14 protein-coding genes are annotated in these 14,990 nt (G+C 45.7%); 6 read left to right on the top strand and 8 right to left on the bottom strand.

The features are described from left to right. Positions 1–462: 462 nt before the first annotated feature. The gene (locus N4J56_RS19770) at positions 463–1,767 is read left to right on the top strand and encodes an efflux RND transporter periplasmic adaptor subunit (RefSeq protein WP_317107995.1); all 1,305 of its coding nucleotides are present in this window, start codon (positions 463–465) and stop codon (positions 1,765–1,767) included. A gap of 4 nt (positions 1,768–1,771) precedes the next feature. Here N4J56_RS19770 and N4J56_RS19765 read toward each other — a convergent pair whose 3' ends face one another. Together N4J56_RS19765 and N4J56_RS19760 are read right to left on the bottom strand one after the other, a co-directional pair. Next, the gene (locus N4J56_RS19765; protein ID WP_317107994.1) at positions 1,772–3,964 is read right to left on the bottom strand and encodes a pentapeptide repeat-containing protein; all 2,193 of its coding nucleotides are present in this window, start codon (positions 3,962–3,964) and stop codon (positions 1,772–1,774) included. A gap of 51 nt (positions 3,965–4,015) precedes the next feature. Next, positions 4,016–4,369: a hypothetical protein gene (locus N4J56_RS19760; RefSeq protein WP_317107993.1), complete on the bottom strand. Its 354-nt coding sequence runs from the start codon at positions 4,367–4,369 to the stop codon at positions 4,016–4,018. A gap of 489 nt (positions 4,370–4,858) precedes the next feature. Between N4J56_RS19760 and N4J56_RS19755 the strand changes: the two genes are divergently transcribed. Beyond that, positions 4,859–5,314: a hypothetical protein gene (locus tag N4J56_RS19755; RefSeq protein ID WP_317107992.1), complete on the top strand. Its 456-nt coding sequence runs from the start codon at positions 4,859–4,861 to the stop codon at positions 5,312–5,314. 116 nt (positions 5,315–5,430) lie between these two features. On the opposite strand, the gene N4J56_RS19750 is transcribed toward N4J56_RS19755, so the two are convergent. From N4J56_RS19750 to petB, 4 genes are all read right to left on the bottom strand, one after another. Beyond that, positions 5,431–5,799: a hypothetical protein gene (locus N4J56_RS19750; RefSeq protein WP_015156069.1), complete on the bottom strand. Its 369-nt coding sequence runs from the start codon at positions 5,797–5,799 to the stop codon at positions 5,431–5,433. 180 nt (positions 5,800–5,979) lie between these two features. Beyond that, on the bottom strand, positions 5,980–6,423 hold the full coding sequence (locus tag N4J56_RS19745; protein WP_015156070.1) for an ATP-binding protein: 444 nt from the start codon (positions 6,421–6,423) through the stop codon (positions 5,980–5,982). Between the two features lie 218 nt (positions 6,424–6,641). Continuing rightward, entirely contained in the window at positions 6,642–7,124 is a 483-nt protein-coding gene (petD, locus tag N4J56_RS19740) for a cytochrome b6-f complex subunit IV (protein ID WP_317107991.1), read from the bottom strand. An 88-nt stretch (positions 7,125–7,212) separates the two neighbouring features. Continuing rightward, on the bottom strand, positions 7,213–7,881 hold the full coding sequence (gene petB, locus N4J56_RS19735; protein WP_015156072.1) for a cytochrome b6: 669 nt from the start codon (positions 7,879–7,881) through the stop codon (positions 7,213–7,215). Between the two features lie 301 nt (positions 7,882–8,182). Here petB and ctpA point away from each other — a divergent pair, with 301 nt between their 5' ends. From ctpA to N4J56_RS19720, 3 genes are all read left to right on the top strand, one after another. Further along, positions 8,183–9,418, top strand: coding sequence for a carboxyl-terminal processing protease CtpA (ctpA, locus tag N4J56_RS19730; protein ID WP_410500545.1), 1,236 nt, complete (start codon positions 8,183–8,185; stop codon positions 9,416–9,418). Between the two features lie 134 nt (positions 9,419–9,552). Next, positions 9,553–10,116 carry a DUF2854 domain-containing protein gene (locus tag N4J56_RS19725; protein ID WP_317107989.1) on the top strand — a complete coding sequence of 188 codons (564 nt, stop codon included), beginning with the start codon at positions 9,553–9,555 and terminating at the stop codon, positions 10,114–10,116. Positions 10,117–10,161: 45 nt separating this feature from the next. Then, positions 10,162–10,752: a DedA family protein gene (locus N4J56_RS19720; RefSeq protein ID WP_317107988.1), complete on the top strand. Its 591-nt coding sequence runs from the start codon at positions 10,162–10,164 to the stop codon at positions 10,750–10,752. Positions 10,753–10,801: 49 nt separating this feature from the next. On the opposite strand, the gene N4J56_RS19715 is transcribed toward N4J56_RS19720, so the two are convergent. Continuing rightward, complete coding sequence (locus tag N4J56_RS19715; RefSeq protein WP_317107987.1) at positions 10,802–11,812, bottom strand: ABC transporter ATP-binding protein; 1,011 nt, start codon at positions 11,810–11,812, stop codon at positions 10,802–10,804. 157 nt (positions 11,813–11,969) lie between these two features. On the opposite strand from N4J56_RS19715, the gene N4J56_RS19710 reads away from it, so the two are divergent. Further along, the gene (locus N4J56_RS19710) at positions 11,970–12,140 is read left to right on the top strand and encodes a hypothetical protein (RefSeq protein ID WP_317107986.1); all 171 of its coding nucleotides are present in this window, start codon (positions 11,970–11,972) and stop codon (positions 12,138–12,140) included. Between the two features lie 52 nt (positions 12,141–12,192). Here N4J56_RS19710 and N4J56_RS19705 read toward each other — a convergent pair whose 3' ends face one another. After that, on the bottom strand, positions 12,193–14,940 hold the full coding sequence (locus N4J56_RS19705) for a CBS domain-containing protein (protein ID WP_317107985.1): 2,748 nt from the start codon (positions 14,938–14,940) through the stop codon (positions 12,193–12,195). Positions 14,941–14,990 lie beyond the last annotated feature (50 nt).

Here is a 14,990-nt window from a genome sequence, read left to right as displayed (position 1 = left end):
GTTTGTGGAGCGAATGAGAGCGTCGATATCAGTAAAAATACGATTATTTTGTTGATAGTGTTTATTAAAATGACAAGTTTCTATAGTTTTGAATCAAGTGAGTGTGAATTTACACTGTGATTTTAAATACCTATGCCATACTGTTTTTAGTTCCACTAAGTTATAGATCCGAAATTCTACGTAGTTCTCTGGTAGTTAGCTAAATTTACACAAATTGGTGTACAACACTTGTTTGCAGCAGTAAGGCTCTATATCTGATTGTAAGGCAGCTAAATTTATTTTTTTGCAACTAGGCTACTTCAGTAAAACTATGCCATAGAAGATCCCCCCAACCCCCCTTACAAAGGGGGCTAAGAATGGTCTGGCTTTCACTTTTCTCTCTTAAAAAGGGGAGCAGGTTAAGAATGCTCTCCAAGTAAATATTAGCAACAAATAATAAACGTAATAGGTTGTAGTCAGACAATGCTTCTGTTTGGAAAAAATCCTCTAAATAACAACCAGCAAAACTCTAGGTGGAATGACAGCGATCGCCTCATTTTTAACTGGTCTAAAGATATCGGCTTGCGGGAATCATTATTACTATCAATTTATGCATTTGGCTTAACTACAGTAATTTATCTCACTTGCCAAAATATCCAACCTTCATTCGCATCATTGAGAGTTAGCAAACAAGATATTCCGGTAGGAAATTTAGATTTTACTGGTACAGTTTATCCAGCCAAAAAAATGAAGGTTTCTGCTAGTACAGCAGCAATTGTAAAAGAAGTCTACGTCGATATTGGCGATCGCATTCAGCCTAATCAACCAATATTAAAATTGGAAAGTCTAGCAAATAGGCAAAAGCTCAATCGGTTACGACAGGAGCGATTTAACGCTAATCTAAAAATTGAAAAAGCTCGCCAACGGCAGGAAGATGTGATTCAGAAAATAGCGCAGTTCCATCAGCAAGCATCGCTTATTAAGCGTAAAATCAGTATGATTGGAAAGCTATTTGACGCGGAATTACATCTGAGTAAGACTGAATTAAGTTTACAATTATTACAACAACAGCAAGATGTCGTTCAAAAAGCTAAAGGCATATACCTAAGAGTAGCAATGCAGCACGATCGCCTCAAAAAATTAGCTAGACAGGGAGCAGTTTCTGCAAGCGAAGTGGAGCGATCGCAAGCTAAGTTAGTTACCACTAAAACAAATTTAGTTAAAGCAGAAACAGGCGCAATCTTACAAGAAATCGAGCAACAACAACGCCGACAGTGGCAACTTCGCAAACAACTAACGCTACTCGAACACCAACAACAACTTGCTGCGATCAAAAGGCAGACACAACTTGCTCGTTCGCAGTCTCGTCAAGCAACTCAGAGGCTAAATCTGCTTCACCAGCAGCGTTCTCTATTACCAAAAGAATCAGATCTCACAGGATCGTTTCCAGTCACGGCTCAAGCAGCAGGCGTTGTTGTCAATTTGCCCGTAGTTGTGGGCGATCGCATCTACGCAGGTAGAAGTTTAGTAGAATTAGCGCAATTAAAATCTTTAAAAGTACGAGTTTCTGTTAGTACTAGTTTAATTAATACATTATGTTTAGGACAAAGAGCAGTCGTACAATTAGGCAAAGCAGCTGAAGCCCAACAATTTGAGGCAACAGTCGTGACAATTAATCCGATTCCAGAGCAAGATCGGACTCATATAGTCGAGGTACAATTTCAAAACCCACAAGAAAACTTGTTAGTCGGTCAGGCTGCAAAAGTTCGCTTTGTTGCAGAAGAATAAAACGTTAAGGACAACGTGGATGATATCCTCCGTAAACGCAAATATAAGCAATCTGCTGGGCATCTAAATTTTTCACCTGGCTAAAATTTACACCCTGCACTAATGCTACTTGAGTATATTCTGGTGACGTGGCAATGAAGCGATCGCCTGATGCCGGAGGTTGAGGACTAAACAGGATCGTCCCCTGGAAGTCAGCTCCTGCTAAATTCGCTCCGCGCAAATCTGCCATTCGCAAATCTGCCTGACGCAGGTTGATATTTTGCATTTGGGCATGACTTAAATTACTGCTACTGAGACGCGCTAGGCTCAAGTCAGCATGACTGAGATTGGAGTTACTCAGATTCGCACTCGATAAATCTGCCCCCTGCCAATTCGATTTGGTCAAATTAGCTGACTGCAAGCGCGTGCCTAAAGCGCTGACGCGGCTCAAACGGGCGGCGTGTAAATTAACATCAGACAAATTTGCCGTACTTAAGTTTGCTCCTGTCAAGCTAGCATCTACGAGAGTTGCTGCTTGTAAATTAGCCCCTACGAGTTGGGCGCTACTGAGATTAGCATGACCGAGACTAGCAGCAGATAAATTGGCTTGGTTGAGATTTGCCTGCATCAGCTCGATCCGCTCCATCGGTACGCGGCTGAGATTAGCTTTAGTTAGGTTAGCGCCCTTCATCTGGGCATGGTTCAAATTGGCGATCGCATCGTCAAAAGTATCCCAGTGCCGATCTGCCCCAGCGTCACGCCACTGGCTGGCAGGTAAACTAGCACGGTTCAGATTAGCGCCTTTGAATGCTACGCCAGCAAGATTGACCCGTTCTAGCTCTAGAGTAAAAGCCCGATCTTGACTGGTGCTAGGAGCGAGATTAACGCGGCTCAAATCCATGCCCTGTAACCTACCACCATAAACTGCCAAAATTTTGCCGATCGCCTGTTGAGTGGCTTGCAAATGTTGCGTCCGTCGAGCTAATTCGGTAGGGCTACTGCTATAACGTCCGGCAGCTATTTCATTTGCGATCGATTGATTCAAGCGCTGTAAGTATGGCAAAGCCGAGGAACCAGAACTAACCAAAGCTTGCTGTACCGTGCCGATAATCTCGTGGCGTTGCTCTTGTCCGAGCAGATCGACAAGTAACTGAAGTACCTGCGGATCGCCAATCGTACCTAAAGCCAGAATTGCCCTTTGGCGATCGCTCAGGGTAGTGCCACTAGCATCTAGGTGTTGAAGGAGAGTGAGAAACTGCGTGCTTTTATTCTCTGCTAACTGCCGCTGGTATTTTTGCGCCTGAATGTAGATTTGAATTCCAATCAAGGTTCCTAATACTGCCACCATGCAGGATAGAAAAGCTAAAAATAGTAACACATTAGGATATTGGCGCATCAACTGCCACCAACTACGCCGCACTTTCGGTTTAGTGGTGGCAGATTTAGCAACTGATGGCTGAGGCTGTAGCCGAGGCGAAGGACTATTATAAAGCCCCCTACTCCCTGCTCCCTGCTCCCTGCTCCCTATTAACTGTTTCGCTCTAGTTCCAGGCAAAATCGTCATAGCGCGATTGGCATCCACTACGTAAGTGCCTGCAATTAAATCGTGCCAACAACGCCGCTGACGGTGAAAACGGGCAGTCATGCCTTCACCTAGTACGAAGAAACAAGACAAGCCGAAAAATATGCCCAAATGAGGAAAAGCCGTCGCTCGCCACATAATATAGGCTACGGAGAGTGGTAAGCCCCACATTCCCAAAGTTTCTCGGATCGCGATCCGAGATAGACCTGGAACCGTACCAGCAGCAGAAACAACCCGTACCCCCAACCAGCGCTTGGGCAGAGTACTGCCTGTTTTTCCCAGCAAATACAGCTGCCATCCCCCTACCAACAAAGGAGTGACGACAGCGACAGACCAAAATATATTCGTCAGGGGTGTGACGAGACGGCGATCGCTCGGTTCGGCGGGTATAGTGAGAGTACTGGCGATCGCTTTTTGAGTCAGGGCGACCACTGGATTTGGGGTGACTTGCTCCCCCGACGGCTCCAGTTTTGCCTGTTCTCCCAAGCTATAGGGTATGAGTCCGCTGAGTGCAATCAGCGATACTTCTACTGCCCACGCCGCAAAGCGTCTAGTTGCTAGTGGTAGCGGTTTGCTTTCCGCCTGCACCGAACGACGAGCGCGATTAGCACTTCTCCTCACACTTGAATTCGCCATCTTAATAGTTCCCCTTATCTTTGTTTTCACTCCTCGATCGCGGGCATCAAGCTATCGGTTTTTTGTTTCAGCTCGACTGACAAAAAACCGATATCCCACATACAACACCAATGCCAGCACTCCTAAGCTGATGACAGCTGCTACTAGGTTTAGCACCGCTCTGAGAATTGCAATTCCAAATACAGCTCCAACACTTATGACTATAAGCTTGCTGATACTCGATAGATTACGAAACCAGTTAAAAAACTGTCCCAAAGGCAATGACTCGCTAGCAGCGATTTTTGTCTGTTGTACTATCTGAGGCGTTGCAGGCTGCGGTCTTGTCACCTCCGTAGATGCAGAATTTGCTTCTCTTTCTAGTTGTTCTAAGCGTTGTTGCAAATCTCGATCTGATTGAGGATTCATATGCTCTTACCAAAAGAAGTAGTGTGTGGTGCGTAAGAAGAGGCGAAGGAGGCGAGAGGTGAGTTGATTTTCACTATTCGCTGCTCCCTACTCCCTACTCCCTGCTCCCTGTTATTAGGGCGATTGTAGCTAATGCAAAGCACAACTACACACTGACTTGGATAGGAAAACTTGACAAACAACTATATATGTTCGTTATGAATGGTTTTCCGCCCAAAAAATGGAGAAAATACGCAAGTTTTTGAGAAAAATCAATTGTTATAATTAGATTCAATAGCGGTCTAACCGTCACTGTAAATTAATTGCAAATTACAGCCACAACTCTATCGGAAGCCGCAGATTTAGCGGCGGAGGTTATGAGGTAGTAACAGATTCAGCCTTGTGATAGTTGCAGTAGATTCAAGCATTTGATGCTCGAAAAGCAAATAAATGACCTGCATTTCAGGTAGTTTAAACCTAGTAATTTAAAGTCCGTAATGGATAAATAAAATGACAAAGCAAGCTACTATGTACAAGTTAATAAAGTGGAATATACTACCTTCCGTTTTAATTATGAGTTGTGCGATCGCAGCTCCAACTTTCGCTCAGGAAGCAGTAGTAAAAGTTCCCCCCCAATTAGAAGCAGACCCCCTAGTTGTTAAAGGTAGATCTGGAGGAGAAAAAAACAGCGATTGCGGTAACATCAGTACGACTCCCAGTCAGGTGCTACAAGTACCAGAACCTCTACCATATCTCAAGCTACAAGTACAGAGCGAAGGAGAACCTACACTACTGATTGAAGGACCAGGAAAACGACGTTTTTGCGTACTGGCGGACACAGCAGCAGGAGAAGCTCCCGAAATCTCAGGTTACTGGGAAGCAGGAAAATACTCGCTATACGTTGGCGATCGCACTCAAGGACAATATCCCTATACCCTTTCAATCTCTCAGAAAAAAGGTGAATAGATTTGTCATTGGTCATTCTTCATTTGTCATTGGTTAAAACTACACTCACGACCAATGACAACTGATAACTTTGTACAGACGTTACATGTAACGTCTCTACACTGACAACTGAACTATCACTCTTCCGAGCTAGCTGCGACTTCCACAGCTTGCACGTCAATCGTTCCTGGAGGTGTTAAGCGACTCAACTTGCCTTGCTCTACTTTCAAGAGTTCGCCACAACTAGGACACTGAAGTTGGGTACGATTGAGTGCTGCTAGTTCGTAGCTACACACCGGACATTCAGACTGAACGAGGTTGCGTTGCAACCACCAGCGAAACCAGACGAATGCGATCGCGGGAGCCAACAACAGCAGTCCCATTAAAATTAAAAATGAGTTGACCAACCAGCCAAGACCTACCGCACCCAATAACCAGATGAAGAGGAATAGGGTGAGCCAACCAGAGAGGCGGGAAAAACTAAGTTGAAAAGACTTGAGGCTCATGTTCTTTCTATTAAGCTGCTCTGCCTCTAGGATAGCTAGGGGTCGGAAGTTTTAGGGGCGGGTTTTCGGCATACCTATCGAAGAGCAAACAATTCTACGGTTAAACCCGCCCGTACAGGGGAGTAGGAGAATTGTAAAAAATTTGTCATTAATTACACAATACCAATTACCCTGCGCGATTTATGTCTTAACTTCTTGGCGGTTTTTATCGCTTTTTACAATTAGTAAGCAGTTTCTGCCGTCAGCAGCCCGTTCGTATACGACTCGATCTGCCAAGCGTCGCAATAGAAACCAGCCATAGCCTCCTTCTTGTAAGGTTCCTGGTTTAGGTTCGGCAATTGCATCGGGGTTAAAAGGCTGACCCCGATCCCAAATTCTAATCTCAATGCGATCGCTCCATAATAACAGATCGATATCTATCGCCGTTTCTCGCGGTAGGGCTTGATGGGCGTGTCTGACCGCATTCGTAAATCCTTCTGCTAAAGCTAAATTTAAGCGATATAGTTGACCCTCAGACCAAGGTATTTGACCGCTATGTTGAAGACAAAAATCTTCAAACCAGTCTTGTACCTGGTTCAGTAACTTTAAATCGCTACACACCCTCAGATGATTTTGCTCCAACATGCCACGGCTTGACCGCGATCCGATGTTAATTGCTTGTCAACTCAATAAATGTTTACTTATTCTTTTTTTATTCTGTAATCGCGACTACTATCAAGTCTCTGTAACTAAAATTGACACCTGTTAACGTTTCTCATTCGGTAGATACACTTTTTGAGAAACCCACAGGTGTCAAGACAAATCTGTACTTAATACACTTGATTAAGTGCAGAACTGAACGATTAGAACAGACCGAAAGTGAAAGATTTGTCAATCGGGAAAGTAGCACCAATACCGAGCCACAAGGTAACTAAAGTGCCAACTAAAAACACAGTTGTTGCGACTGGACGGCGGAAGGGGTTTTGGAACTTATTGACATTCTCAATAAATGGAACCAGAATTAACCCCAGTGGTACGGCAGCCATCAGCATGACTCCCAATAATTTATTGGGAACTGACCGCAAAATTTGGAATACTGGGTATAAATACCACTCAGGTAAAATTTCCAGAGGCGTAGCGAAAGGATTTGCTGGTTCGCCTACCATTGCTGGGTCTAGTACGGACAAAGCGACTATACAAGCGCCCGTTCCCAAAATTACCACAGGGAAAATATAGAGCAAGTCGTTAGGCCAAGCAGGTTCGCCATAATAATTATGACCCATGCCCTTAGCCAGCTTGGCACGTAATTGAGGGTCGCTCAGGTCTGGTTTTTTTAGTGTTCCCATCTTTAAAGTTGTTCTCCTTTGTTTCAGCTCTCACTTATCAGTTAACAGTTAACAGTGACAACTGATAGCTATTAACTGTTAACTGTAATTACAACGGACCAGAAATACCTTGCTTGCGGATCATCAGGAAATGCAGCAGCATGAAGACAGCGATCGCCCAAGGTAAGACAAAGGTATGAGCGCTGTAGTAGCGAGTTAGCGTTGCTTGACCTACACTCGAACCGCCGCGCAACAAGTCAGCAATGAGAGTGCCGACGACTGGAATTGCTTCTGGTACGCCACTCACGATTTTCACCGCCCAATAGCCGACTTGATCCCAAGGTAAGGAGTAGCCCGTTACACCGAAGGAAACGGTAATTACTGCCAAAATTACGCCTGTTACCCATGTCAGTTCGCGGGGCTTTTTGAAACCGCCAGTTAAGTAAACTCTGAATGTATGCAAGATCATCATCAGCACCATCATGCTGGCTGACCAGCGGTGGATGGAGCGGATCAACCAGCCGAAGTTTACATCCGTCATGAGGTACTGTACGGAAGCATAAGCTTCAGTTACAGTCGGCTTGTAGTAAAACGTCATAGCGAATCCAGTCGCAAACTGGATTAAAAAGCAAACCAAGGTGATACCACCGAGACAGTAAAAAATATTGACGTGTGGGGGGACGTACTTACTGGTTACATCTTCAGCAAGAGCCTGGATCTCCAAGCGCTCCTCAAACCAGTTGTATGCTTTTGAATCAGTTACCTGTTTACTAAACATCAACCAAAAGTTCCTAAAAATGGATTGCGTCTGTTCAAATTCCCGATTGTCTTTGCAGGGATCGTCTATTCAAGGTTTCCTAATGGCTGGAAATCCCGTCATTTCGATCTTAATTGCGATCGCGAACAATTTGCTCGTCCAGACTGCATCAGATTCTATAAAAAAAGTAACATAGTCGAGAGGACAGTTGGAAGAAGTCGGAAGTCGGAAGTCGGAAGTCGGAAGTCAGAATTAACTTGCTCCCTACTCCCTGTCCCCTGTTCCCTGGTTCCACTGATAACTGAGTAACTGATAACTGATGATGTCAAAGCGAATTTTCCAGATCGGAGTTTTGTTGGTCATGCCAATTCTGCTAGCGTTGAGTATTTGGACTCAGCCAGCAACCGCCATTACGGAAGAGCAGAGAGTGGTAGTAGAAGCATGGCGAATTGTCAATCGTGCCTATCTGGACGATACGTTTAACCATCAAAATTGGTCGGCAGTGCGGCAACAAGCACTCAAACAACCCCTTGACAACCCAGAGTCAGCATACAAAACAGTCGAGAAAATGCTGGCAAGTTTGAACGAGCCTTTTACGCGCTTTTTACGACCAGAACAGTATCGGAGTTTACAAGTTAATACTTCTGGCGAACTGACAGGTGTAGGACTGCAAATTGCTCTCAATTCCAAAACAGGACAGTTAGAGGTCGTAGCACCAATTGCTGGTTCTCCAGCGGAAAAAGCAGGTATTCAATCTCGAGATCGCATTCTCAAAATCGATGGTATTCCGACTACCCAATTAACTCTAGATGAAGCCGCAGCCAAAATGCGGGGTCCGGCAGGTAGTAAAGTCCTGCTGACAGTAGAACGGGATGGTTCGCCAAAAGAAATCCAGGTAGCCCGCGATCGCATTGCTGTCAATCCCGTAGTTGCCCAACTCCAACCCTCACCTAGCGGAGCAGAGATCGGCTACATACGCCTGATTCAATTTAATGCCAACGCCACAGCAGAAGTTGCCCACGCGATCGCCAATTTAGAAAAACAAGGTGCTGATGCATACATTTTGGATTTACGCAATAATCCTGGAGGCTTATTGCAATCGGGAATTGAAATTGCCCGTCTGTGGTTGGACGAAGGCACGATCGTCTATACGGTTAACCGCCAAGGCATCCAAGGAAATTTTGAAGCTTTTGGCTCGGCATTAACTCACGACCCCCTAGTTGTCTTAGTCGATCGCGGTACGGCTAGCGCCAGTGAAATTCTCGCTGGAGCGCTGCAAGACAACGGACGAGCAAAAATTGTTGGTGAAAAGACGTTTGGTAAAGGCTTAATTCAATCTTTGTTTGAACTATCGGATGGCTCGGGTATGGCTGTTACCGTTGCCAAATACGAAACCCCAAATCATCGAGACATTCACAAGCAGGGCATTGTCCCAGATCTTAACGTAGCAACCGATCGCCTCAGTCGCGACCAAATCGCCACCGCAGCAGACCCGCAATATTTAGCAGCAGTAGAATTATTGGACAATACATCAACAATTGCTAAAAGCGACAAATAATGTGTTGATAGTTGGTAGTTGGTTGTTAGTTGTTGCACTAAAGCTCCTCTGCTCTGTTCCTCCTGCTCGTGCGCTCCTGCGCTCCCTGCTCCCCGATCGCTGATAATAAAGCAGAAGTTGTTAAGCGATCGTGTATGTTGCGACAAGTATCTTTAGGAAGGCTAGGTTTAGTTGTTGGTGGTTTAATTACAATTGTGGGATTCGTTGCCTATTTTATTGATAATCCCACACTCAATCTTGTGGGTTTTTTTTATGGCATTCCCCTTTTATTAGGAGGTTTGGCGTTGACGGCAGCGGAACTGAAGCCAGTGCCATACACTCAACCAACTTCCCCTGAAGTAGTTGCTTTGCGCCAACAGCAAGCTACAGCAACTCAAAATCAAGTCCGTCAGGATATTACCCGCTATCGTTACGGTCAGTCAGCTCATTTAGATACAGCATTAGAACGGCTGGGACTTGCGCCAACGGATGAAGAAAGACCGATTGTTAAGGGCGTGCGAGAAACACAAATCGATGGTGCTTATGGGTTGATTTTAGAATTTGATTCTCCCTTCGTGACACTGGAACAATGGCAAAAAAAACAAGACAAAATGGAAAGTTTTTTTGGTCCTGGGATACGTGTTGAAGTCACACAACCTGCTGAAGATGAGATTGAAATAGCAATGATTGCGGCTTCTAGTCAAGGGACTTCCAGCTAGGTGTTAGAACAGTAGCTAACATCATATTTAGCAGGAAGCGATCGAATGCTTGAAGGAATGACGGATGCTATTAACTCTTTTGGCTATCTGGGCATCTTCCTGCTAGTCTTAATCGCTCCAACTCCTCCAGAAATTGTTTTACCCTTCGCGGGCTTTTTAGCTGCACAAGGCAAGCTTAGCTTACCATACGCGATTTTAGCTGGAGTCTTGGGTTGTACTCTATCAATCGTACCTTGGTACTTAGCAGGTAAATACTTGGGCGAACGGCGCTTGAAAGTATTTGCTAGGCGCAACCGCAAGTGGTTAAAACTTTCATTTGGAGAAATAGAGCGAGCCAAACAATGGTTCGATCGCCACGGTGGGAAAACTGTCTTTTTTAGTCGCCCCATCCCCAGCGTCCGCACGTTAATTGCGCTACCAGCAGGTATTAGTGGAATGAGATTGCTACCATTCTTATTCCATGTCATATCTGGTGAGGCGATCTGGCAAACTGCCTTAGCTTACGCTGGATACCTGCTTGGCAGGCGTTATGAAGTCGTTGTTTGGTATACCGCTCCCATTGCCAGAATTTCAATTGCTGTACTCCTGTTAGTACTTCTGTTCTGGTTAATTAGGCGTAACAGATCGAATAGTTAAACTGCGGTGACGTTAAGCTAGTTTACCAGCGCGATCGGCTGCCAAACACTTACACCCTGCTCCCAGCTCCCAGCTCGTCCCTGCTCCCTGATGTAGCAGAAATTTGTTGCAAGAAAAACTCTTCCAAAGAAGGACGAGACAAATTCATGCCAACGATCTGCCCGCCGAGAGAACGTAACTTTGCCAAAAAATCGTAGGGTTCGCCGCTAAGTTCGCCTTTCCAAGTCCCATCCGCTTCTGTTTGTAAATTAGTTAACCATTGGCGGAGTATTTCTACATCACCACCTTTGCCTTTGACATGATAAGCATCAGTCGTTCCCAATAATTCATCCAGGGAACCGCTACAAATTAAATTTCCTTGGGATAAGATGGCAACGCGATCGCAAATTTGCTCGACTTCAGACAAGATATGACTGTTGAAAAAAATAGTCTTGCCTTGAGCTTTGAGAGAAAGAATAATCTGTCGCATCTGGTAGCGTCCTAACGGATCTAAACCAGACATCGGCTCGTCTAAAAACACTAATTCAGGGTCATTGATCAAAGCTTGTGCCATTCCTACCCGCTGCACCATACCCTTAGAATATTGGCGTAGTTGCTTTTTGCGGGCAGCAATTAATGGCAGTCCGACTAATTCCAGCAGTTGAGGAATGCGCTGACGTTGAACGCTACGGGGAATTTGAAACAGTCCCGCTGCCATTTCTAAAACTTCCCAACCAGTTAGATAGTCGTAGTAATAAGCATTTTCTGGTAAATAACCGATACGTTGTTTGATCGGGCGATCGCCTAAAGGTTGACCTAATAATAAACCTTGTCCGCTCGTGGGGCGAAGAATACCCAACAATAATTTTAAGAGCGTTGTTTTACCCGCTCCATTCGGTCCCAAAAGACCAAAAGTTTCGCCCTGATATACCGTTAGAGAGCAACCTTTGAGCGAGGGAATTTTCTGATTCATCCAAAAGCCAGTACGGTAAACTTTCCGCAATTGAGAAGTTTGAATGACTGCTGGGCGCTCGGAAGGATTAGATTCAAAAGTAGGCGAATCAGTAGTAACAGTCTTCATCGCGTCAAACTACCTTTGCTCCAAACAAAAATGACAACAGTTATTATGGCTCACTCGATCGCCCAATGCCGACAGCGATCGCACGGTTAGCAATTCGCAATTAGCTTTTTAGCAGTAAACTGCTAAATTAGAGAAAAATGTACTTTTAATAATTTTAATGAACCGCTCGAAAATCGTTGCTATTATCACAGGGGCAATTTCAATCCTATTGGCGATCGCCTATCTCCTCCTCGTACAACTACTAGACTTTCGTGGCGAAATGCAACCAGCACCAATCAGTCAGTTATCAGTTGTCAGTTATCAGTGGCTAGTGGCTGGTGGCTGGTGACTAGAAATGCTCCCTTGTCCCCCAAGTCCTCCTTGTCTCCCTTGTCTCACACCTAGCGGGGATAATGCTCAAATAGATAACTCTCAGCCTCCGTGCGATCGCGGACAATTCCATCTAGGGTGGCAGCAAGTAGATCGTCGAGAATTTGACGATATTGAGGTCCTGGTTTGTATCCCAATTGTTTCAAGTCGTAACCGTTTAATAGTGGTTGGACGTTAGCCCAATGGGTGACATATTGCCAGACCAGCGATCGCGTAGGACGAGGACTGCGTAGAGCAATTAAGATTAGCATCGGTAGGTCGTATTGCCGCAACAAGTCAAATACTTGACTGGGTAGCCGACAGGAAGGCAAAACCGTCAAGACTCGCTCCTGTGCCTGTTGTAAATGGCGCAAGCGATTGATACTGTCATCGGGTAATTGTAAATTTTGGGCAACGCGATCGCGGTATTCTGGGGCAAGATAGGCGATGAGAACCTCTAGACGTAACAGCCAAGGAGGGATAGGAACATTTTGACTTTTAACTTTTGACTTTTGACTTTCTCGATTAAATCGTCTCAAACAACGCTCCAAAAACCGCAACTGCTGCCAAAGAGTTTTATCCAGTTTCAAAGTTTCATGCAGGCATTGCAAAGCATCTAAATCTCCCAGTAAACTTAATGCTGCTTGCCAGTACGGTGCTTGCAGAATGTATTTTAGCTCGTTTTTCAGTCGCGTTTGCAAGGCAGGCGCTCTAGAATTATTACCTTGTGTGCGTTTGTAAACCCCGCTATTAACGGCATAGCGAATATAATTTTCCGTCTGAGGTTCGATCGCAAATTCTAAACGAACGGCAAAGCGGACTGCACGATAAATTCGAGTTGGGTCTTCAATAAAGCTGTTGGGGTGTAAAACCCGAATTTGCTTTGCCTGTAAATCGAGCAATCCGCCAAAGAAATCTAACATTTCCCCCGCTCTTGGTGGTGTCAAACGGACGGCAAGGGAATTAATTGTAAAGTCGCGTCGATACAAGTCTTGGCGAATGGAACTCGCTTCTACTTCAGGATTGGCAGCAGGATAGGGATAAAATTCCGTGCGTGCAGTAGCAATATCAATCCAAAGCGAGCCGAAAATAGGGTCTTTGTGCCACAACAATGCTGCTGTTTGAAATGCCCCATGAATTTCGAGACGAGCAGCAGGGTAAAGTTGCTGAAGGGCGCGAGCTAACTCCACTCCTGCCCCTACATCAGCAGTACGATGAAAGCCATCGACAACTAGATCGATATCTTGTAGATACAGGGGTGCTGCACCATTCTGTTTTGCCAACAGTAAATCGCGCACTCCTCCCCCAACTAAATACAAGTGCCAACCTCGCTGTTCTGCCTGGGCAGAGGCTTGAGTCAGCAGTTGCCAAAAAGGTGCGGCGAGGCGATCGCTCAATAATCTCAAGAATGCCGCAGGTGGAATAATCCCAACAGCATTCCCTCTTACCCCTAGCTCCTCGCTCCTCGCTCCTTCCTGATGCAGTTCCCGCAGGACATCGGTACGGGTGACGATGCCACGCAATTCTCCGTCTTGCAACACTGGTAAGCGTCCGATATCGTATGTCACCATCAACGCTTGAATTTCTGGCAAGGTTGTATCTGGAGTAATAGTCTTGATATTTGTCGTCATGTATCCCTTGGCGGGAGCGTGACTGAAGCCGTGGTGCAGGGCAATATCAATATCGCGGCGGGAAATAATTCCTACCAACTTGCCTGTAGGATCGACCACGGACAATCCAGAGTGACCGTAGCGCAGCAAAATCCGTTGTGCCTCGGCAATAGTTGTATCTGGGCGAATCGTGCGGACGGGGGATGACATTAATTCCCTAGCTGTCGGCGGATGAGGAATCGTGGCTTTGAGTCGGTCTACCAAATGTTGTAAAGTTGCCTGCCCATCGACACCCCGTAATGAGAGAGACGCAGCTTGAGAATGTCCCCCACCGCCGAGGGGCTGAAACAATTCATTCAGATTTGTTCCAGGAATTTGCGATCGCCCGATAACTGTCAGCCTTTCTTCGCCACTCTCTCCCAAAGCATACCTTGCCCCCAGTAGAACGGTATCGCTTTCGGTCAATTCCATTAGTCGCGCTGCCAAGCTAGATAATCCAGATACATAACCTGGAGTTTTTAGCAAGACCCAAGTGACTGTATATCCCCGCAAGCGATCGCAGTGGAAGTTATCCAGTGCCTCAGTTAACAATGCTTGCAACTGCGGTGAAAACCCAGGATCGATGTAATCTCGCACGACATGCAAGCTAGCTCCTTGCTGCATCAACCATGCTAGAGCCAACGCATCGCGATGGTTAGCTTGGTCAAATGAAAGCGAACCCGTATCAACGTGGATGCCTAACGCCATCACAGTTGCTTCAAACGACGTAATTTCCACCTGCTGAGCTTGTAACTCCTCGACAATTAGCGTCGTAGTCGCTCCCACATCAGCAATATGAGTTGCCGTAGCCGAAATATCGCTATCAATCTCTAAGTGGTGGTCGTAAACAACAATCTGTTCGATTTGGGGCAAATCCAGCCACTCCGCCGCCGCACCCAAGCGATCGCGGTGTTGTGTATCGACGACAATCAGCGATCGAATTTGTTTTAGATTCACAGAACGGCGCTCAATCAATGCGTATTCGTCCCGATGCAGTGCCAAAAAATCCTTTACAGCTGGATGACTACCACCCGTCAGCACGATCTTCGCTCCCGCCCACAGCCGCGACAGCCCCACAGCCGCACCCAGAGCATCAAAATCCGCTGTTGTATGACAAAGAATTAAGTCCATTTAATGAGTGTTACGTGGTGAGTGGTGCGTGATGAGTAGTTTTGTCTTCT

The organism is Chroococcidiopsis sp. SAG 2025, assembly GCF_032860985.1.
In the GTDB taxonomy this organism is placed as follows: Bacteria; Cyanobacteriota; Cyanobacteriia; order Cyanobacteriales; family Chroococcidiopsidaceae; genus Chroococcidiopsis.
The sequence above is the reverse complement of the archived record's forward strand: the minus strand, read 5'-3'. Positions and strand labels throughout refer to the sequence as shown.